Source organism: Sphingobacterium spiritivorum (assembly GCF_016724845.1).
GTDB lineage: Bacteria > Bacteroidota > Bacteroidia > Sphingobacteriales > Sphingobacteriaceae > Sphingobacterium > Sphingobacterium spiritivorum_A.
Genome location: NZ_CP068082.1, coordinates 2,650,631 through 2,671,719 on the forward strand (window position 1 = coordinate 2,650,631; position 21,089 = coordinate 2,671,719).

The following is a 21,089-nucleotide window of genomic DNA, read 5'->3' on the forward strand; positions in this document are numbered from 1 at the left end:
GATAATACTGCTCCTTAATTTCTGTTTATTTCATTTCCAGTTTTAAGAATCGTGCAGTTTCACTTTTCTTATTCTTGATCAGTTCCTCCGGTGTCCCCGCAAATAATAGCTGTCCGCCGCTGCGGCCACCTTCAGGTCCCATATCGATTACCCAGTCAGCAGTTTTTACCACATCCAGATTGTGTTCAATAATCAATACGGAATTCCCACGATCTACCAAACGGTTGATCACCCCTAGCAGTACATTGACATCTTCGAAGTGAAGTCCTGTTGTCGGTTCATCCAGGATATAGAATGTTTTTCCGGTATCTTTTTTAGAAAGTTCAGTTGCCAGTTTGATACGTTGAGCCTCACCACCCGAAAGTGTAGTTGAAGATTGTCCCAAAGTAATGTAACCCAAGCCTACATCCTGCAGCGTTTTTATTTTTCTGTAGATTGAAGGAATATTTTCAAAGAATGCAACTCCTTCATCCACACTCATATCCAATACGTCCGATATAGATTTTCCGCGATAGCGTACTTCTAAAGTTTCTCTGTTATAGCGTTTTCCGTGACATGTTTCACAAGGAACCTGTACATCCGGAAGGAAGTTCATTTCGATGATCTTCATTCCAGCACCCTGACAGGTCTCACATCTTCCGCCTTTGACATTGAAGGAGAATCTGCCGGGCTTATACCCGCGTATTTTAGCCTCCGGAAGCTGTACAAACAATGTTCTGATATCCGAAAATACACCCGTGTAGGTAGACGGGTTGGAACGGGGAGTACGACCAATCGGACTTTGATCGATTTCAATAATCTTGTCAATATGCTCGAGTCCCTCGATGCTTTCATAAGGAAGAGGTACAGCCTTCGCCCGGAAGAAATGTTTGTTGAGTATAGGGTATAGTGTTCCTGTGATTAAGCTTGACTTGCCTGAGCCCGACACACCAGTAACGAGGATAAGTTTTCCCAACGGGAATTCTGCCGTTACATTTTTCAGGTTGTTACCTGTGGCTCCTTTGAGGATCAGTGACTGACCATTCCCCGCTCTGCGGGTTTCAGGAATAACGACTTCCTTACGGCCATTGAGATAAGCTGCTGTGAGCGAATCTGCCTTCAGAATTTCTTCCGGTGATCCTTCGGCCACGACTTGCCCGCCATGAAGACCAGCAGCGGGCCCCATATCGATCACATGATCCGCATTGAGGATCATATCTTTATCATGTTCAACAACCAATACTGAATTGCCGATATCACGCAGGTTTTTCAAAGATTTGATAAGCCTTTCATTATCCCGTTGGTGTAGTCCTATGCTGGGCTCATCCAGAATATATAGGACATTGACCAGTTGCGATCCGATCTGTGTAGCAAGTCTGATCCGCTGTGCTTCTCCGCCGGAAAGTGTTTTCGATGTGCGATCCAGTGTCAGGTACGTTAGTCCCACATCCAGCAAAAATCCAAGGCGTGCCCGGATTTCTTTCAGAATTTCGGTTGCAATTACCTGTTGACGCTCATCCAGTCTGGACTCCAGATCGGTAAACCACTCCATAAGAGAAGTGATATCCATCGCTGCAAGTTCACTGATATTCTTTTGATCTATTTTGAAATGCAGTGACTCCTTTTTCAGCCGGGAGCCATGACATACCGGGCAGGTTACTTTAGTGCGAAAATCTTCCAATGATGTGATATCATCCTGCTGGCGTCCCATCTGTTCTTCCAGCATTGCAAAGATACCCTGGAAGGTAACTTTGTGTTCACGTACACTATAGCTGCTATATTCTACCGTAATAGGAATCGGTTCTTCTGCACCAAACAGTAAGGTGTCAATCTGCTCTTCCGTAAGTTTTTCTACAGGAGTGGTGAGCGAAAATTCAAGCTTCTTGGCTACAGCTTTCAACACCTGAAAGTTCCAGGATTCACGGGCAGGGCCCAACGGTACAATAGCACCTTTCTGAATACTCAGCTTACGGTCCGGAATAACGGCCTTTTTATCTATTTCGAATACATAACCCAGACCGTCACATTTCGGACAAGCACCATAAGGAGAGTTGAACGAAAAAGTATTCGGTTGAGGCTCATCGTAAGAGATACCCGATTCGGCATCCATCAGATAACGGCTGAAAAACTGTTCTTTATTCTCTTTGTTTGTAATCTTGATAATTCCTTTTGCTGCTTTCATTGCCTGCATGACAGAGGTATATAACCTTTTTCTGTCTTCAGCTTTTACAGTAAGCCTGTCAATGACAGTTTCAATATCGTGTATCTTATATCTGTCCACCTGCATTTTAGGCGTAAGATCTACAATTTCTCCGTCCACACGAACTTTAGTATATCCCTGTTTGCGGATTTGTTCGAAAAGCTCACGGTAATGACCTTTACGTCCCTTGACAATCGGAGCGAGAATGTTAACTGCCTCTCCGTTGAATTCATCGAGGATGCGGTCTACAATCTGATCTTCGGACATACGTTCCATACGTTTGCCGGTCACATAAGAGAAAGCTTCACCAGCGCGGGCGTAGAGAAGGCGCAAAAAATCGTATACTTCTGTGATCGTACCTACAGTAGAACGAGGGTTTTTGCTGGTTGTCTTTTGTTCAATGGAAATAACAGGACTTAAGCCCGAAATTTTATCTACATCCGGACGCTCCATTCCTCCCAGAAACTGACGGCTGTACGCACTGAATGTTTCCATATACCGGCGCTGCCCTTCGGCATAGATGGTGTCAAATGCCAGGGAAGATTTTCCACTCCCGCTTAGACCTGTGATGACAACAAGTTCATTTCTTGGAAATGTAACATCAATATTTTTAAGATTATGAACACGTGCCCCAAAGACTTCTACTTCGTGTTGCTCGCCCAAATCCGGAGTTGTTTTTTTTGTCATGAACCTGCAAGAGTTAGCTTTAAGCCGTTCAGAAAACAGCAAAGTGCAAAGGTACAGAATTTTAAAAGATTATGATTGGCCTGATGGTAAAGAAGTCGTGAAATTTGATTTTAAAATGATGCTTTTGATAAGTTGGATTAATCTTTGTATTTTGTTTCTTTAAAAAACTACTCTATTGGAAAAAATTGACGTAAGCAAGCAGGAAAAGGAGACGTTGGATTCTGCTATTGAGCATTGGCAAAAGCATGGATATGTAAATGAACAGGTGGCAGAAGAGCTTCGGAATTCGATGGAAGTTAAGAATTTTGAGTGGGGAATGCTGGCCAAATATGCTTTCTGGATTGCACTGGCTTCTTTGGTGTTTTCTGTTCTTTCTTTATTTGTAGATGATACTTTTCTTGACTTTGTAAAACGCTTTTACGAAGCTCCTAATATTGTGTTTTTTATATTCTTTGCCGCACTTGCAGTCTTGTTTTATTTTCTCGGATTCAGGAATAAAGAAAAGTTCCCTGAAAAAACATTTTCCAACGAGACATTAATGCTGGCCGGAGCCTTTTCAACAGCTACCAGTATAGGATTTCTGGGTCAGGTCCTGGATAGAAACGAACTGCATTTCTCTTTGCTTTTTTTATTATCGGTAGCTATTTACGGTATTCTGGCAGTCAAATTGGATTCCAAATTGATCTGGACATTTACACTGATCAGTCTGGGTATATGGTTTGCCACAGAAACTGCCTATCATAGTGACTGGGGATTCAAATTCTGGGGGATGAATTACCCATTGCGGTTTACTATTTTTGGAGTGCTGGTCACGGCATTTGCAATTTTTGTACAGCCTCGTTTCAAGAAACTGCTCGAATTTCAATCGACTTCTTATGTGATCGGGTTGTTGTATACCATGATTGCTCTCTGGTGTCTTTCCATCTTTGGAAACTACAGTGACTTTGAAGCCTGGACACGTGTAAGACAGTTCCATATTTTTTATTGGGGACTGTTATCCACATTAGTATCAGCAGGTCTGGTAGTTTACGGACTGAAGACCAAAGATAATGTGACCAGAGAAATTGGTTTTGTATTTTTCATCCTCAATCTATATACCCGGTTTGTGGAGTATTTGTGGGATAATATTAATCGTACTATTTTCTTTTTGATTCTGGCTGTATCCTTTTGGTTTGTTGGTCGCTGGGCCGAACGCATCTGGAAAAAACGGGAGAATGGGAAATAGTATTCACGTAATAAAGTTAAGTCATGAAAAAATCCGTCTTTACATTGGGAATATGTCTGTGTGCTGTCTTTTTAATAAGCTGTAGCAAAAATGAAGACGCTGAAATCCGGAAGACTGTAACGGATTTTTTTAGCAACAAGGTTCATTATGGAGCTGTTGATCGTCAATTGATTAGTCCCGATCTCGCTTTATTGATTGACAAAGCGATATCCCGCGAGAAAGATGATGCAGAGAAAGTGGCCAAGAGTGATCATCCAGGCGATAAACCCTTGATGATAGAAGGAGATATTTTTACAAGCCTGTATGAAGGACAGGATACGTTTCAGATTGACACAATAAAGGTCAAAGGTGACAGTGCATTTGTAGTAGTACAGTTTGCAAATACGGGTTATAAGGAAAGCTGGAAAGATGAAGTTGTACTGATTAAGAAGGAGACCTGGAGAATAGATAATGTTTATTTCGGGGAAGAGAAAGACTTAAAAAGTACAAAAGATGTATTGAAACAATTGATTAATACGCCTGATTAACCTAAAATTGAATACATCTTACTGTTGACATCAACAAGGAGAAATCCCGTTTATCGGGAGAGAGGTTGAAGCTGTTGGTTTTGTCTTAGTACCAACTTTTCGGCTGGTACAGTTGAATTGAAGAAACCTCACCCTAACCCTTCCGACTCATCGGAACAGGTTCTCCTTAAAAAGGAGAGGAAATATGTAGTAGTGCTATTTCATTGAGAGGGTTTAAAAACTATCGTTTTTATCACACCTTATATCTCTCTGTGGTTTTCTCAAAAATCGGAGACCGACCTTAATTGATCTTAATGCTATAGGTGATATTCACACCTCCTGCTGCTAACATATCATGGACTGAACAGTATTTTTTGACGGCCAGTTCAGCTGCTTTTTGAGCCTTTACTTCATCAATATTACCTTTCAGTGTAAAGCTGATATGAATATCCGTAAAAATATTGGGGATCTGTTCACGGCGTTTACCTTCCACATCTACATGTATATCCTCGACTTCCTGACGTTGTTTATTCAGAATACTCACCAGGTCAAATACACTGCAGGACCCTAAGGCCATCAGTACTAATTCCATTGGCCTTACACCCTTGCCTTCACCACCGATTTCCTTAGACCCGTCAATGTGAACTTTTACGTCTGAGAGTTCACTGTTTGCTTCAAAGTGAACAGCTTTATTTACCCGATTTAATGATACTTTCATCTTTTTTCTCCTTGTATACAAATTTAGCTAAACTTTATGGATATAAAAAAGCCGTCCCGAATTTCGGGACGGCTTTGTAAAGATTCGTTTTAAGATCTATTTTTCAGGAAGTTTAACTCCTCTGAATTGTGATACATCCACTTTAGAGACAGATGATCCGTATTTGCTGTTGATAGCATCGATAAATACATTGGCTACAATTGCATTTCCGATAGGAGTCAGGTGAATACCATCCAGTGAAAAAGCATTTCCTGTAATAAACTTATTGCTTACAGCCAGGCCGTTGATGCGGATGCCATTTTTTACTGAAGTTAAAAACGCATTTACATCAGCCACAGCCAAACCTTTTGCTGCTGCGATAGACTTGATAGCTGCATTAAACTCATTGATACGGGTTACAACCTGTGCTGCTTCTGCTTCATCCAGTACAAAATTGTCTGCAACAGGATTTGCCGGATGGAGGCCATATGGAATATTAGCACCGTTTGGCTTACCTAATAATCCTGCAGAAGAGAAAGGAAGAACAAAGTAATCCTTATCTGTAGCCGCTCTTGGAGTTGTTTTGGTTGCGATATAGATATCCTTAATTTCCGGTGCATTGGGATTTGCCGCTTTAGCTGCAGCATTCGCTGCCGCTAAAAGAGCCGCTCTGGTAACTGTTGTAAAGAAAGGGACAGCAGTTACATCCGGGATAGTAGCTACGACACCCTGAGAACCTTTAGCTGTCAATCCATTTATAAAATTCTGGTATGCACCAGTGAACGTCGCCAGATCCGTTAGTTTTGTTGTTGGGTCAAGCGGGTTATATACTGCACCGTTTGTTGCATATCCAAGTGCATCATTATTTCCCAGCCAGAAGCTGAAGAACGTATGATCATGCTCTGTAGCATAGGTAAAGTATGTTTTTTTGCCAACCTGATCATCTGGTAATAAGCGCTCGAAATACATGTTCAGCGAACTGAATTGTGGTACGAAAGCAAGATCCAGACGCATACCCGGTACACCAAGATTCTGAATAGGATCTGTATACTTGGTTAATAACTTAGGGCTTGCAGAACGATAAGCCAGATTTTCCGTGATCTGTTTCATCACAGGTTGACCGTTTACAAGCGACTCTAACTGAATATAACCGGATCCGTTGGCTTGTGCTTCACTGAATAAGGGTGTAGTAAATTCCCCTCCACCCACTTGTTTAAATTGTTGAGCCATCAGATTGGTAAATGCCACTTGCTGGCCTTCCCGGTATAGTCCGCCATCTGCAAAACCAGATGTCAGTGAATTACCAACGGCAATGTATTTACTAAAGTTTGCTGTGCCGCCTGCGGCAGGTGTAAAGTCTTTGATCTCCGGTTTACAGGAAGCTACTCCCAGAACCAATAATGCTAACCCTACATATAGTTTATTTCTTTTCATGACCTATTCTTTTTAGCGTTTGAAAAAATTACCATTTATAGCTTACGGAAACCCCGGGAGCGAAAATGTTAGTTTTATAGGTTCCGGATAAATGACTCTCCAAATTATTTGCTTCTCTCGGCATAATACGTTGATAAGCAAAAGAACCTGTTACATCAAATTTCTTAGAGGGATGAAATGTGAATCCTCCTGAGATCAGGTAGCGGGTGTTGTCAGGTGTCTCCGGATATACATAATTTGCCTGTACAGGGGTCGCCATATAACCACCACCTACACGTAACTGCAATTTTTCAGATGCCAGATACTCAAGTCCTGCTTTGACAGAACCTGCATTTACATAATTTTTGGCTGAACGGGTATCCTGCAAAGCAGCAGTATTCTCTTTATAATCGAAATTAAGCTCTTTGTAGATCGAATAACCAATTAATGTACCGTCTACAGCCACTTTGACTTTTTCAGACAACGGGAATGCTATACCCAGCGCAAAAGTTGAAGGAAGCGGTAGTTCAGAAGTAAACGTATTGCCTGCAGGGAATGAACTTCTTACAGATTCAGGTACATCAAACAGCGCGTCTCCGTCTTTTAATTTGGTAACGACTTTAGAGCGGTAACTCAGAGAGATCGCAAAATCATCTTCAAGGTTGTAATGTACACCTACATTATATCCTGTGCCTGAGCCTGTCCCTTTCAGGGTAGCTAATCCCGGTCTTCCGTCAGGAAAGAATACAGGAACGGAGTTTTCCAAATCCACACTTCCGATGTTGTATACAAATCCCCCTCCGATACTGAAGTTGTCGGTCAGTTTAAAACTTAAAGTAGGCTGTATATAAATTGCTCTTAATGAAAGGCTGACAAGACTGAATCTTCCCGCCCATTCTGTACCCCAGTCTACACCACCTCCGTAGGGAGTATATACACCGATACCGGCTTTCCACCATGAGTTTTTAGGACCGAATGCTGCAAAAAGCGAAAAAGGAGGTGATATCTGAGACTTGGTGTGATTGACAACCGAACTCCCGGATTCGCGGAAAGCAGATTTATACATGACCGCATTTCCGGCTACCATTACTGCATTATGATCCATTTTAGCCAATGCTCCAGGACTGTAAAAGATGGAGGCTTCATCAATAAAATAAGCCGAACCAGCTCCACCCATACCGACAGATTTTGGACTTTGTAGGTTTACCTGAGATCCCTGTGCCCATAGTAAGGAAGGGGAAGCACAGAGCAAAGCGAATAATAATTTCTTCATACCTGTATAATTTGGTTAGTACTTTTCCTTGCATAGTAAAAATACAATGCTAACATAATAAATTTTTGGCGAAAAATAATAAATCTTGTGTAATATTTTTATTGGTTGTATCTTTAGTACTATTAAATAAAGCGTATCAAATAATATACTAAGACAATAATTTATGGCTACAATTACATTCAAAGGAAGTGATGTGCATACACAAGGTGACCTTCCGAAAGTAGGCTCACAAGCTCCTGATTTTAAATTGACCGCAGGAGATCTTTCTGATAAGTCACTGACTGATTTTAAAGGAAAAAGAGTTGTGTTAAACATCTTTCCAAGCATTGATACTGGTACCTGTGCTGCTTCAGTCCGTGCTTTTAATAAAGCGGCAGCGGATCTGGATAATACGACCGTATTGTGTATCTCCAGAGATTTACCTTTTGCACAGGGGCGTTTCTGTGCTGCAGAAGGAATCAGTAATGTTCTGACGCTTTCGGAATACAAAGATTCTTCGTTTTCTGATGCTTATCAGTTGAGACTTACGGACGGACCTTTAGTAGGATTATTGAGCCGTGTGGTGATTGTACTGGATGAAGAAGGGAAGGTCGTGTATGAAGAGCAAGTTTCCGAAATTGTAAACGAACCTGATTATGATGCTGCTTTGGCAACATTAAAATAAACAGATCCTATAATATAAGAAAGGCCGCAAATACGGTCTTTCTTATATTATTTGGTTTTATCTAATGCCTGCAGGATATCTCCGATGATATCCTCTTTGTCTTCAAGACCTACCGACAGGCGTATGCTTCCCGGCCGGATTCCAAGATTGAGTCTTTCTTCTTCCGTTAGTTTGGAATGCGTCGTTGACGCCGGATGTGTAGCAATAGAACGTGAATCTCCAAGATTGGAAGTGTACAAAATCATTTCCAGCTGATCCACAAAAGCTTTTGCTCTTTCGAAGCCGCCTTTTACGACAAATGTCACAATCCCACCTCCGGCTTTCATCTGTTTCTTCGCCAGTTCATATTGTGGATGAGAAGGAAGAAAAGGATATTTTACATCTTCTATTTCCGCATGATGCTCCAGAGCTTCTGCCAATGCCAGTGCATTGCTGCTGTGTCTGTCCATACGTAGTCCAAGGGTATCCAGACTTTTGGAAATGACCCATGCATTAAATGGTGATAATGCAGGGCCGGTATGACGAATGAAGAACATCAATTTATCAATCAGTTCCTGCTTACCGACCACAATTCCTCCAAGAACACGCCCCTGACCGTCCATATATTTGGTTGCAGAGTGAATGACCAGATCGAAACCGTATAAAATTGGCTTTTGAAGATAAGGTGTTGCAAAACAGTTGTCTATTGACAAAATGATATTCGGATATTTTTCCTTGAATTTGCCCAACCATTCCAGATCAACCAATTCCAGACCCGGATTGGAAGGAGATTCCAGAAAGAGAATCTTGGTGTTAGGTTGTATTGCTTTTTCCCATTCTTCCGGATGAGCAGCATCAACGTATGTGGTCGTTACTCCCCATTTCGGAAACAGTTGGGTAAATAATTGATGTGTAGAACCGAATATCGCACGGGACGAAACAATATGATCTCCGCTTTCTATAATGCCTGCAAAGGAAGCAAAGACGGCAGCCATTCCGGAGGAAAAAGCCAGACCTGCTTCAGCCTGTTCCATAATGCAGACTTTATTGATCAGTTCGGTAGTATTAGGATTGGCATATCTGGAATACACCATTCCTTGTTCTTCCTCTGCAAAGATAGCTCTGCCTTGCTCTGCACTATCAAAAATGAAACTTGAGGTTAAGTATAAAGGAACCGAATGCTCACGTTGTGCTGAACGATCGGCTTGTTCGCGTATGATTTTAGATTGATCTTTATTCATGATGCTTCAAATGTACATAATTGTTTTTTTTATATTCTACTTGAATGGTAGATTTATTATTTTTTTAGCACCACAGGACATTACTCCTGATGCTGAGGGGATTGGTCGGAATAGCGCTCGTTTGTAAAAAGATTGAAACCGATTGAAAATAAAAATAATCTTATTTAGAATAATTATAAATAATGTGCTACTTTTGATTAAAACAATAAATTTATGGCAGCTAAGACAAAAAGTAAATCAGGTCAGTTTGAAGCCAGAGTAGTCGAAAAGATCTATTTGACTCCACATCTGATCCGGATTATTTTAACATCAGAAGATGTTCCTTTATATGCAGATGCGACAATAGGCGTTAATAACAAAATCTTAATTCCTCCTGTAGGAGTCGATGAGATCCATTTTCCGACATTTGATTTTGAGGCCGGAAAGTGGTTGTATCCCGCTCCTGAAGTAGCTCCGGTTGTACGAACGTATACCCACCGGGCAATTGATGTGGAAAAGAAACAACTGATGATCGATTTTGTAGCACATGGAGAAAGCGGTCCCGCGTCCAGATGGGCTATTCACGCCAAAGAGGGGGATTTGATGGGTATTATGATGCACATGGATCCTTCTGTTCTTTACGCAGAGGCAGACTGGTATTTTCTGATCGGAGACGCAACGGCTATTCCGGTTATATCTGCTATTCTGGAAGACCTGCCTGCTAACGCACATGCGGAAGTACTCCTGGAAGTACATGGCAAAGAAGATGAAATCGAACCGGAGACTAATGCCTCATACCGTATCCAATGGCTACACAATAAAAATCCCGAAAAGAGCAGTGAGCTGGCCTCCTTTGCAAGAAATATTGAAATACCGCAGGATGTGCGCAAATTCGCTTATGTTGCAACGGAATATCGTACCGTAAAAGAGCTGCGTAATTATTTCCGAAAAGAACTGGAATGGACCAAAGATGAACTGTATGCGTATTCCTACTGGAAAGCAGGGCAGACGGAAGACGGGTCTGCCGCAGACCGACATGAGGAAAGCTACGGTAAGCAATCCGATTAATATAAAACAAAAGGCCCGGATTTCAAAGAAATCCGGGCCTTTTTCAATTGCATGCTATTGAGATTTGCTGCTGTTATTTCTGTAGCATATGTTTACTCAATTCGGCCATATCTAAGCCCAATCCCTGTGCGACTCCTATACCCAGATTGATATCTGCTCTGAACCAATGACACAATTGACGGTTGATGATTTCCATCTTTTTAGGTCCGTCAATACCTGACATTGCACCCACAATATTATTGATCAGATGCTGTTTCTGTTCAGCATCTAACAGTCTGTAAAGATCTCCCGGTTGTGTATAATGATCGTCTTCACCAGGAGCATTACGATCATAATGATCACCTATAGTACTGTCTAACTGGATTGCAGGTTCTTTATAGCTTTGATCTTCATAGTGACCGTCAAAACTATTCGGGTAATAATTCGGGTCTGATCCACTGTTTCCATTGACAGTCATAAGACCATCTCTTTGATAGTTTGTCACCATAAAAGGACATCTGTTTACCGGAATTTGTTCGTAGTTTCCTCCCAGGCGATAACGTTGAGCATCCGGATAGGACAGGATTCGTCCCTGAAGCATTTTATCCGGCGAAAAGCTGATACCGTCAACCACATGTGCCGGAGCAAAAGCAGCTTGTTCCACATGAGCAAAATAGTTGTCAGGATTTTCATTTAATTCCATTACACCGACTTCTATAAGCGGATATTCTTTCTGAGACCATACTTTTGTCAGATCAAAAGGATTCCATCGGAATGTTTTGGTTTGCTCTACAGTCATGACCTGTATATATAATTTCCATTTTGGGAAGTTACCGCTGTCTATCGCTTCCACCAGATCGCGCTGTGCATAGTCTGGATCTTCACGTCTCATGTCAGCGGCTTCAGCATCGGTGAGATTCTTGATACCTTGCTCCGTACGGAAATGATATTTTACATAAACCAATTCATTATTAGCATTGATCATTGAGAAAGTGTGACTTCCAAACCCGTGCATATGACGGTATCCGTAAGGTGTTCCTCTATCTGACATCAAAATAGTAACCTGATGTAAAGATTCCGGATTTAAGGACCAAAAATCCCACATCATTGTCGGAGATTTACAGTTGGTATATGGATCACGTTTTTGTGTATGGATAAAGTCAGGGAATTTTTTTGCATCCTTTACAAAGAATACAGGAGTATTGTTACCTACTAAATCATAATTTCCGTCTTCTGTATAGAATTTAACCGCAAACCCACGGGGATCACGTTCAGAATCAGCAGATCCTTTCTCGCCCCCAACTGTAGAAAAGCGAATAAATAATCTCGTCTGTTTACCGACCTCATTCAAAAATTTTGCACGTGTATATTGCGTAATATCATTGGTCACGGTAAATGTTCCATAAGCACCCGAACCTTTGGCGTGCACAATTCTTTCTGGTATGCGCTCTCTGTTAAAATGCGCCAATTTCTCATGCAGAAAGTAATCCTGCAATAAAACAGGACCCCGGGGGCCGGCTGTCATCGTGTCTTCATAATTTACTACAGGAGCACCGGATGCAGTTGTAATTTTCTTTTTATTTTCTTCCATAACCTTAATTATTATACATTTCTCTCTTTAGTTTACTCTTCAAAAGTAGGAACATCTATTAGATATAACACATTCTAAAAAATAATGTGTTATAAATAAATTCTATATAAATAATCGAAGTATATATATTATATTTATATATTTTTTCTCCAAAAAAACTGTATTTTACGGTTTTGTTTTACTTACTACCAGATGAAGTTTACCAACCTAATAGGGGCATTGTTGTTGCCCGCATGTTTAATTGCACAACAAGAGCCAAAGCCATATGGCGCAATCCCTTCAGAGAGACAATTGAAATGGCATGAAATGGAGATGTACAGTTTGATACATTTTACGCCTACCACTTTCCAGAATAAGGAATGGGGATATGGAGATGCACCCACTTCTCTGTTTAATCCTTCAGATTTCAGTGCCGATCAGATCGCTCAGGCCGCTGCCAGTGCCGGATTCAAAGGACTCATCAGTGTGGCCAAGCATCATGATGGTTTCTGTCTATGGCCTACTGCCACGACAACATATAGTATAGCTTCTACACCCTGGAAGAACGGGAAAGGAGATATGGTCAAAGAATTTATGAATGCGACACATCGTGCAGGAATGAAATTTGGAGTATATCTGTCTGCCTGGGATCGTAACGATACCCGCTATGGTACTCCTGCGTATGCTGATGCCTATCGGGATCAACTCCGTGAATTGATGTCCAATTATGGTGAACTGTTTACCTCATGGCATGATGGGGCAAATGGTGGCGATGGTTATTATGGTGGCAGGAATGAGAAAAGAGTAGTCGATCGTACTACCTATTATGCCTGGGAAGAAAAAACATGGCCTATCGTACGCAAGCTGCAGCCTATGGCTATGATATTCAGTGATGTAGGTCCGGATATGAGATGGGTGGGCAATGAACATGGATTTGCAGCAGAAACAAGTTGGGCGACTATTACGCCTAAAAGTCTGGACGGGAAAAAACCTGTACCCGGAGTAGTTGATGATAGCAATCTGCCTACCGGAGATCGTGACGGTAAGTACTGGATTCCGGCGGAATGCGATGTGCCTCAGCGACCGGGATGGTTTTATCATGCCGATCAGAATGACAGAGTCAAGACGCCTAATCAGCTTTTTGAGATTTATCTGAAAAGTGTAGGGCGCGGAGCAAATATGAATTTGGGGCTGGCTCCGATGCCATCCGGACAGCTTCATGAAAATGATGTACGTTCATTGGCAGCCTTCGGAAAGAAGATAACAGAAACGTTTCGTCAGAACCTGACGCAGGGAGCAAAACTAAAGGCATCCAACATAAGAGGAAAAGCTAAGTTGTTTAAACCAGAGAATGTACTGGATAATGACCGTTACAGCTATTGGGCAACAGAGGACAATGTGCATAATCCAACTCTGGAGATCGAATTGCAAGGCGAAAAGGAGTTTAATCTGATTCGTCTGCGTGAAAATATTAAATTGGGACAGCGACTGGACAGTGTATTTATTGAAGTATGGACACAAAATAAATGGACACCACTCGCCAGAGCAACCAGTATCGGGTCTACCCGGCTAATCAAATTAGACAAGCCGGTCAAAGCCGGCAAACTCAGATTACATCTGTATGCTCCTGTCGCTCCTGCATTGAGTGATTTTGGATTGTTCAAAGAATTTGATGAACCGTTTACATTATCAGCGGATGCTGTCAAAACGCTTTCCGCTACTCAGTATTCAGTGGAACCGAAGGCAGGACTGGAAAAAGCTTTTGATGGTAATCCGCACACATTTAGCGTAACTAAAGATGCTGATAAAGGAATAATATTTGAAGTAAATGCTACCTTATCCGGATTAGGATATCTTCCGAGACAGGATGCCAGTACAGAAGGATTACCGACTAAATATGAGGTCTATGCAAGTGATAATAAAAAAGACTGGAAACTGATCCTAAGCGGAGAGTTTGCTAATATCAAGGCAAATCCGATTTTGCAGAAGATCTTTTTTGATAAACCGGTAAACACGAAATATCTTAAATTCATGCCTAAAGAAACGATAGGTAATACATTTTCAGCAGCAGGATTTGAATTGTATACCCCATAAGTTGTACAGGTAGTATACTTACAACAAAAAAATGATACCCTTGCCGATTGCTCACCTTCAGCAATCAGCAAGGGTATTTGATAACTATTATATGCTCATGAGAAAAAAAATCCTTATTCTGGCCTCTACATTTCTGACCGGTCTTACAACTGTTGTAGCACAATCGGGTTCCTTGCGACTATGGTATGATAAGCCAGCAAAGAGATGGGAAGAAACTTTGCCATTAGGAAACGGATTGATTGGTATGATGCCAGATGGCGGAGTGCAAAAGGAAAAGATTGTACTCAATGAGATATCCATGTGGTCCGGGAGTGAAGAAGATCCCAACAATTACGCAGCATACAAAAGTGTGGGCGAAATTCAGAAATTGTTGGTCGAGGGCAAAAATGATGAGGCTGAACAGCTCGTCAATAAGAATTTTGTAACCAGTGGCAAAGGAAGCGGACACGGGAATGGGGCAAATGTGCCGTTTGGATGTTATCAGAATCTTGGGTTTTTAAATCTGCAATTTAAGGAGGCTGCCCAATCCACAGATTATGAAAGATCTCTGGATCTTAAAGATGCTGTAGCCCGTACTAATTTTACGATCAACGGCGTAAAATATACCCGTGAATATTTTACATCTTTCGATCAGAATGTAGGTGTAGTACGCCTCAAGTCAAGTAAAAAGGGAGCATTAAATTTTTCTGCATCATTAAGCAGAGAGGAGGGTGTACAGTATAGCTCAAAAGGTAATGAATTCTCCATGTCAGGAATATTGCCGGATGGAAAAGGGGGGGATGGAATTTCTTTTTCATCTAAAATCAAGGTATTCCACAGAGGAGGAAAAGTTGTGGCTTCCGATACCGCACTTACCGTATCTAAAGCTTCAGAAGTGTTGATATTCTTTGCGGCGGCAACAAGTTATTTTCATGCTGACCCTCTACAATACGTAGATGAGCAACTGAAGCAGGCGAATGATACTCCTTACCCGCAGCTCTTCAAGCAACATCTTTCCCGTTATGAATCGGTTTTTAACCGGGTAGATTTACAACTGGAGGATGATGCCGATAAGTCAGGCATAACCACAGATAAACGTCTGAGAGCTTTTTATGATAATCCTGCACAGGATAACGGACTGGCAGCCCTGTATTACCAGTTTGGAAGATATCTTAATATTTCAAGTACTGCACCGGATGTAAAAGGAGCACTTCCTCCCAATTTGCAGGGATTGTGGGCACATCAGATACAGACCCCATGGAATGGAGATTATCACCTCAACATTAATGCACAGATGAATCACTGGGGGGTGGAAGTCAATAATCTTTCAGAGTATCATATTCCCTTTATAGAACTGATCAAAAAAATCGCAAAAACAGGAGAGAAAACAGCCAGGGCCTATTATAATGCGCCGGGCTGGGTAGTGTATATGATGACAAATGTATGGGGATATTCTGCTCCCGGAGAACAAGCTTCCTGGGGAGCAAGTACAGCCTCCGGCTGGTTATGCAATCACTTGTGGGAGCATTATCAGTTTACCAAAGACAGTGTATATCTCAAAGAGGTATATCCTGTTATGCAGGGAGCGGCCCGTTTTTATGCACATACCATGGTGACAGATCCCAAAACCGGATGGCTCGTAACCTCACCTTCCGTATCTCCTGAAAATGCTTTCCGGATGAAGAATGGAAAAACTGCTGCAGTAGTGATGGGGCCGGCTATAGACAATCAGATAGTCAGAGAACTATACAGGAATCTGATAGATGCAGATAGTATTTTAGGTCAGCATAATGCTTTCACAGATACGCTGCGGATACAGATTCAGCAACTTGCACCGCCCGTATTGATTAGTAAGAGTGGCAGAGTACAGGAATGGCTGGAAGATTATGAAGAAGTAGAGCCGCAACATAGACATGTTTCGCATTTATATGGGTTGTATCCGGCCAATTTTATATCACCGCAGATCACTCCTCAATATGTGGATGCAGCTAAAAAGACACTTACTGTAAGAGGAGACGAGGGGACAGGATGGTCGAGAGCATGGAAGATTTTGTTCTGGGCAAGATTGCAGGACGGAAACCATTCCCTGGAGATCCTCAGACAATTGTTGAAACCAGCTTATCGTGATGACACGGATTACCGTGCAGGTGGCGGAACCTATCCCAACCTTTTTTGCGCACATCCGCCTTTTCAGATCGATGGTAATTTCGGAGGATCGGCAGGAATTGCAGAAATGTTGATCCAGAGCCATTCCGGATTTATTCATTTATTGCCGGCTTTGCCTTCCGCATGGAAAAGCGGACAGGTGAAAGGTCTCAAAGCAAGAGGCGGTCATACTATAGATATGATCTGGAAAGACGGACGCGTCCTGGAATATAAAATCACGGGAGGAACAGGATATGCACTTGTATTGGTCAATGATGTGGTCGTGCAGCACAAACTGGATTAATAAAAGGACGAGGGCCGATTTGCGTTTTGCCGGTATTGCTGTCGGTAAAAAGCAAAGAGTATGACGGACTGCTGAATTCCTGTTAATTTTGTATATTTAGTAACACTACAGGCTTAATTGCTGACTTGCAATAGCATAAATTTATAACCAAATATGAAAAAATATCTTTTCTGTATTCTTCTTATAACGGGATTGTTATCCTGTACGTCCAAACCTAAAGATAAGCCTAAAACGGGGGGTGTTATCAAATATAAAATCACAGGAAAGGTCGATTTTAATGAAGGACAGCAGGTATATCTGCAGAATCATGAAAATCAGTTGCAACAATTTCAGAAGACAACTATTCAAAACGGAATATTTGAGCTGGAGGGAGAATTGGCCAGTGATGGTATTTATGAGCTGATAGTCCGTGCAGATAAGGGAGAAGGAATCAAGCCATTCAAATATGTTTTACCTGTATTTTTAGAGAATGATTGTACGTATGATTTTGAAGTGATCCGTTATAAGGACAAAAATATCATTCAGGAAGCAGCAATAAAGACAACTTCGCAGGCATCAAATGATCTTTTTGCATTTAATAAGGCTGTAGAAGGAAAACAAGCTGAATTAAAGCAAAAAATTAATAGTCTTTCGAATGAAAGAAATCAATTGAACGAATTATTGCTGACTCTGGGGCCAGGACAAGATGCGGCGTATGGGCGTGCAGTAGACCGTATGCATGCAGCGCAGGCCGAAAGCAGGACATTAGCTGCACTGGATCCTAAAATCGAGGCCAGTGCTTCTTTTGTAGTCAATCCGGCACATCGCGCCTCTTTAATGACACCTTATCTTTTTCGGTTTATAACAATCAGAGAGGATAATTATGCAAAATATGCTGCAGTCCTGGATAGTCTGGAACCCGTTATCCAGCAGCATCCGCTGACGCTGGCTGCCCGGGAAAAAGTAGACCGTGTAAAGGATTTCTATGAAAATATGCCGGCCTTCCCTGATATTACACCACGTAATGTACAAGGTGATTCTCTGCATTTATCCCGCTTTAATAAAGATAAATTACTGATTGTAGCGATATGGTCCAGTAAAGACAGGTTCTCGAAGATGGATATTCCGGAATTGCTGCGCAAAGAATCTCAGTTGAAAGCACTTGCTGTACCTGTTATCTATCTGTCTGTAGAAAAGCAATTTGAAGAATGGCAAAAGGGAAGTAAGACTTTAGGAATGGGGCTGAATAATTATCTGTTGAATGTAACAGATAAAGATTTTATCATTAATAATTATAATATAACCCAATTTCCAGCATATCTATGGGTAAATCCTGCAACTTTGAAAGTGGTGAACATAAGGGGAGCGGATCCGGCTACCCCGGAATTTATGACAACACTGAAAAAGGAACTGCAAAAAATGTAAAGCTATTAGCTTTACATTTTTTGCTTAAAAAAAACCTTATATTTGGACAAATGAGCAATATTAGTTTTATTGTAGGTGAAAAATGAGAATTGTCCAGTTTACAGTTCCGGTTCCGGATCAGGGTTCTGTTTGTGTTCAGGAAGATATTCTGCCTGAATTTTATGGGAATTATCATAGACACAAAGAAATCCAGCTAACCTATATTCTGAAAGGTAAAGGCACCTTTCTGATCGGGAATTTCTCCCATTATTTTCAGCAGGATGAGATCTTTATTGTAGATGCTGATGAACCCCATATGTTCAAGAAAGCCGATATGGTGTCCGAACAGGCCAATGAGAACGGCATTCATGCGATTCATATCTTTTTTGATTACCATAATTTTACAAGTTTTCTGAATCTTTCCGAATTTGATAGTGTAAAGTCATTTCTGGAACATATACAGGGCAGTAAAAAACTAACGGCTGACTATGCTGTCCATCTGAAATCCAGATTTCTGGATATCAATGCTGCGGAGGGTACCTCGAGGCTTTTACAATTTTTGGATCTTGTGGATTATCTGAGCAAAAAGATAGAGCTGTGGACCTCACTCTACACCGGAATTCCACAGAAAAAATATTCGGATGCGGAAGGAATACGTATCAATGATATCTTTCAGTATACCTTTAAGCATTTTGCAGAGAAGATCTCACTGGAACAAATTTCCTCTATCGCACATATGACACCACATGCTTTTTGTAAGTATTTCAAAAAACATACACGTAAGACATATGTAACCTTTCTAAATGAAATCCGCATAGAGCAAGCCTGTAAATTACTGATCAACGGTCTGTCCGAGAATGTGGCCGATATCGCTTTCCGTACCGGATTTAATAATGTTGTAAATTTCAACAGAGTATTTAAGAAAGTAACCAAATTGTCGCCAAGTGACTATCTGACTACCTATAAAGCCAAAGGATTATAAACAACTAAGTAACATGTATATATTAAGAGCCTTCTTATTATTGGCTATCCTGTCAATTGTTAACCTCTCCTCTGCTCAGCAATACAGGATCGATACGTTACAATATCAGGGGACTAATAAGCATATTGTGAACATGGTTATTCTGGCAGATGGTTATACTGCAGCTGAGCTGGATTATTTTGTGGAGGATGCCAGGAGATTTAATAACTATTTTTTCAATACAGAACCTTTTCGTCAATATACCAGTTACTTTAATGTATTTGCGATCCGTACACCTTCGGAAGAATCGGGAGCTATTCACAAGGGAGTGAGCAATGATTGCCCGAAAGAAGACCACGGACATGTAAATATTACGGATCGTTTCAATAAGTATACGAGAAACACAAATGTCCCTACCTCCAATCCTAAAACAATCTTTGGAAGCAGTTTTGATAATATGGGATTACATCGTTTGGTCATACCTCATCATGAGGAGGCTATTCAAAAAGTATTGAAAGACCATATTCCAAATTACTCTCAGGTTGTGATTCTGGTAAATTCACCTTATTACGGAGGTTCGGGAGGAAAATATGCAACTGCTACAGTCAATGCTGCCAGTAATGATATTGCCGTACATGAGATAGGCCATTCCTTTGCTGTGCTGGCAGATGAATACTGGGCCGGAAACCAATACGCTATAGAAAGCCCGAATCGTTCTCAGGAAGGGAATCCTACTAAAGTAAGATGGAAAAACTGGATCGGTACAAATGGAATTGGGGTGTATGCATACGGATCTAAAGCTTCGCCCTCAACATGGTTCAGACCACATGAATTTTGTAAGATGCAATATCTTGTAGCGCCATTTTGTAATGTTTGTCAGGAGGCATTTGTCGAAACCATTCATAAACTCACTAATCCTATCAAAAATACTTCTCCCCGAACTACGCAGGTACTGTCTGCGGATACTGTCAATAAATTTTCACTAAGTCTGATCAGGCCTTCTCCTAATACACTTGATGTGAAATGGATATTAAACGGAGAGCAGATAGATGCGGATAAGGAAGCGATCCATATCAATAGGGGAATGTTTCATGCCGGTACGAATGAACTCAAAGCTATCGTGTATGACAATACGAAATTGGTGAGAACAGAAGAACATGCCAAACATATATACACTGCGGTCTGGAGTATACAGGCAGAAAAAGAAACTGTGCTGACAGCACCTGTATCTACCTGGGGAGATACACTGGAAACCTGCTTCAATGGCTATCAGTCACTTTCGGTCAAAAATCCTCAATCCGGGATTACCTATCAGTGGTATGAATTGCCTTCCGGCGGAGAACTTTTGCGATCTGCAGCGAATTTTGTTGTTCCGCGTTCAAAAGAAAGTAAAACGTATTATGTGGAGAGTGCATGGAAGGAGCAGGTATCTGCACGTACTGCTGTGACTGTGCGAATACTGCCTGCAATTGATCCCCCAGAGAAAGTGGTTATTAAAAAAATAAAAGAGTCGGGTAAGGTATTGCTCCTCGTAGATGAAAAAGATGATGAAAGATATAACTATATCTGGAGTTACGAAGACGGGAAACCCTTATATGAATTTGATGAGTTAGGCGGTGAATTTGTAAGACCTACAGGAAAGAATAATACACTGACCATCACACAGCCTCATAAGCCGTTGCGTATATTTGTTCAAAAGGTAGATAAAGAGACAACCTGTGTAAGTGAGCGGGTGCAGATAGTGGTCAGATAACAAAGAAAAG

15 protein-coding genes are annotated in these 21,089 nt (G+C 41.3%); 9 read left to right on the forward strand and 6 right to left on the reverse strand.

Going from position 1 to position 21,089, the window contains the following annotated elements; genetic code table 11:
• Positions 1-25 precede the first annotated feature (25 nt).
• The gene (gene uvrA, locus I6J03_RS11160; protein WP_201693675.1) at positions 26-2,866 is read right to left on the reverse strand and encodes an excinuclease ABC subunit UvrA; all 2,841 of its coding nucleotides are present in this window, start codon (positions 2,864-2,866) and stop codon (positions 26-28) included.
• A 175-nt stretch (positions 2,867-3,041) separates the two neighbouring features.
• On the opposite strand from uvrA, the gene I6J03_RS11165 reads away from it, so the two are divergent.
• Positions 3,042-4,091 (forward strand): hypothetical protein, encoded by a 1,050-nt coding sequence (locus I6J03_RS11165; RefSeq protein WP_003012182.1) that lies wholly within the window; start codon positions 3,042-3,044, stop codon positions 4,089-4,091.
• 23 nt (positions 4,092-4,114) lie between these two features.
• Complete coding sequence (locus I6J03_RS11170) at positions 4,115-4,618, forward strand: hypothetical protein (protein WP_003012184.1); 504 nt, start codon at positions 4,115-4,117, stop codon at positions 4,616-4,618.
• A 280-nt stretch (positions 4,619-4,898) separates the two neighbouring features.
• On the opposite strand, the gene I6J03_RS11175 is transcribed toward I6J03_RS11170, so the two are convergent.
• The 3 genes from I6J03_RS11175 to I6J03_RS11185 form a co-directional block, all read right to left on the reverse strand.
• A complete protein-coding gene (locus tag I6J03_RS11175) occupies positions 4,899-5,315 on the reverse strand; it encodes an OsmC family protein (protein ID WP_003012186.1) in 417 nt (138 codons plus the stop codon).
• A 96-nt stretch (positions 5,316-5,411) separates the two neighbouring features.
• A complete protein-coding gene (locus tag I6J03_RS11180; RefSeq protein WP_003012188.1) occupies positions 5,412-6,728 on the reverse strand; it encodes a hypothetical protein in 1,317 nt (438 codons plus the stop codon).
• A 28-nt stretch (positions 6,729-6,756) separates the two neighbouring features.
• Positions 6,757-7,980 (reverse strand): OmpP1/FadL family transporter, encoded by a 1,224-nt coding sequence (locus tag I6J03_RS11185; RefSeq protein ID WP_003012189.1) that lies wholly within the window; start codon positions 7,978-7,980, stop codon positions 6,757-6,759.
• Positions 7,981-8,143: 163 nt separating this feature from the next.
• Here I6J03_RS11185 and tpx point away from each other — a divergent pair, with 163 nt between their 5' ends.
• A complete protein-coding gene (gene tpx / locus I6J03_RS11190) occupies positions 8,144-8,644 on the forward strand; it encodes a thiol peroxidase (protein WP_003012191.1) in 501 nt (166 codons plus the stop codon).
• A gap of 47 nt (positions 8,645-8,691) precedes the next feature.
• Here tpx and I6J03_RS11195 read toward each other — a convergent pair whose 3' ends face one another.
• Positions 8,692-9,864: a trans-sulfuration enzyme family protein gene (locus tag I6J03_RS11195; protein ID WP_003012193.1), complete on the reverse strand. Its 1,173-nt coding sequence runs from the start codon at positions 9,862-9,864 to the stop codon at positions 8,692-8,694.
• A 213-nt stretch (positions 9,865-10,077) separates the two neighbouring features.
• Here I6J03_RS11195 and I6J03_RS11200 point away from each other — a divergent pair, with 213 nt between their 5' ends.
• A complete protein-coding gene (locus I6J03_RS11200; RefSeq protein WP_003012197.1) occupies positions 10,078-10,911 on the forward strand; it encodes a siderophore-interacting protein in 834 nt (277 codons plus the stop codon).
• Positions 10,912-10,984: 73 nt separating this feature from the next.
• On the opposite strand, the gene I6J03_RS11205 is transcribed toward I6J03_RS11200, so the two are convergent.
• Positions 10,985-12,481 carry a catalase gene (locus I6J03_RS11205; protein ID WP_003012199.1) on the reverse strand — a complete coding sequence of 499 codons (1,497 nt, stop codon included), beginning with the start codon at positions 12,479-12,481 and terminating at the stop codon, positions 10,985-10,987.
• 192 nt (positions 12,482-12,673) lie between these two features.
• On the opposite strand from I6J03_RS11205, the gene I6J03_RS11210 reads away from it, so the two are divergent.
• From I6J03_RS11210 to I6J03_RS11230, 5 genes are all read left to right on the forward strand, one after another.
• On the forward strand, positions 12,674-14,554 hold the full coding sequence (locus I6J03_RS11210; protein WP_201693676.1) for an alpha-L-fucosidase: 1,881 nt from the start codon (positions 12,674-12,676) through the stop codon (positions 14,552-14,554).
• A 97-nt stretch (positions 14,555-14,651) separates the two neighbouring features.
• Positions 14,652-16,982: a glycoside hydrolase family 95 protein gene (locus I6J03_RS11215; protein WP_232279861.1), complete on the forward strand. Its 2,331-nt coding sequence runs from the start codon at positions 14,652-14,654 to the stop codon at positions 16,980-16,982.
• A 153-nt stretch (positions 16,983-17,135) separates the two neighbouring features.
• Positions 17,136-18,386: a DUF4369 domain-containing protein gene (locus I6J03_RS11220; protein WP_003012206.1), complete on the forward strand. Its 1,251-nt coding sequence runs from the start codon at positions 17,136-17,138 to the stop codon at positions 18,384-18,386.
• Between the two features lie 82 nt (positions 18,387-18,468).
• The gene (locus I6J03_RS11225) at positions 18,469-19,347 is read left to right on the forward strand and encodes an AraC family transcriptional regulator (protein ID WP_003012208.1); all 879 of its coding nucleotides are present in this window, start codon (positions 18,469-18,471) and stop codon (positions 19,345-19,347) included.
• A gap of 13 nt (positions 19,348-19,360) precedes the next feature.
• Positions 19,361-21,079 (forward strand): M64 family metallopeptidase, encoded by a 1,719-nt coding sequence (locus tag I6J03_RS11230; RefSeq protein ID WP_003012210.1) that lies wholly within the window; start codon positions 19,361-19,363, stop codon positions 21,077-21,079.
• Positions 21,080-21,089: the final 10 nt, after the last annotated feature.

Excerpts from the sequence above, each read along its gene's own strand:
- I6J03_RS11170 (WP_003012184.1), top strand. The coding sequence starts at position 4,115 with ATGAAAAAATCCGTCTTTACATTGGGAATATGTCTGTGTGCTGTCTTT.
- I6J03_RS11205 (WP_003012199.1), bottom strand. The coding sequence starts at position 12,481 with ATGGAAGAAAATAAAAAGAAAATTACAACTGCATCCGGTGCTCCTGTA.
- I6J03_RS11175 (WP_003012186.1), bottom strand. The coding sequence starts at position 5,315 with ATGAAAGTATCATTAAATCGGGTAAATAAAGCTGTTCACTTTGAAGCA.
- I6J03_RS11215 (WP_232279861.1), top strand. The coding sequence starts at position 14,652 with ATGAGAAAAAAAATCCTTATTCTGGCCTCTACATTTCTGACCGGTCTT.
- I6J03_RS11180 (WP_003012188.1), bottom strand. The coding sequence starts at position 6,728 with ATGAAAAGAAATAAACTATATGTAGGGTTAGCATTATTGGTTCTGGGA.
- I6J03_RS11185 (WP_003012189.1), bottom strand. The coding sequence starts at position 7,980 with ATGAAGAAATTATTATTCGCTTTGCTCTGTGCTTCCCCTTCCTTACTA.
- I6J03_RS11220 (WP_003012206.1), top strand. The coding sequence starts at position 17,136 with ATGAAAAAATATCTTTTCTGTATTCTTCTTATAACGGGATTGTTATCC.
- I6J03_RS11195 (WP_003012193.1), bottom strand. The coding sequence starts at position 9,864 with ATGAATAAAGATCAATCTAAAATCATACGCGAACAAGCCGATCGTTCA.
- uvrA (WP_201693675.1), bottom strand. The coding sequence starts at position 2,866 with ATGACAAAAAAAACAACTCCGGATTTGGGCGAGCAACACGAAGTAGAA.
- I6J03_RS11210 (WP_201693676.1), top strand. The coding sequence starts at position 12,674 with ATGAAGTTTACCAACCTAATAGGGGCATTGTTGTTGCCCGCATGTTTA.
- tpx (WP_003012191.1), top strand. The coding sequence starts at position 8,144 with ATGGCTACAATTACATTCAAAGGAAGTGATGTGCATACACAAGGTGAC.
- I6J03_RS11230 (WP_003012210.1), top strand. The coding sequence starts at position 19,361 with ATGTATATATTAAGAGCCTTCTTATTATTGGCTATCCTGTCAATTGTT.
- I6J03_RS11225 (WP_003012208.1), top strand. The coding sequence starts at position 18,469 with ATGAGAATTGTCCAGTTTACAGTTCCGGTTCCGGATCAGGGTTCTGTT.
- I6J03_RS11200 (WP_003012197.1), top strand. The coding sequence starts at position 10,078 with ATGGCAGCTAAGACAAAAAGTAAATCAGGTCAGTTTGAAGCCAGAGTA.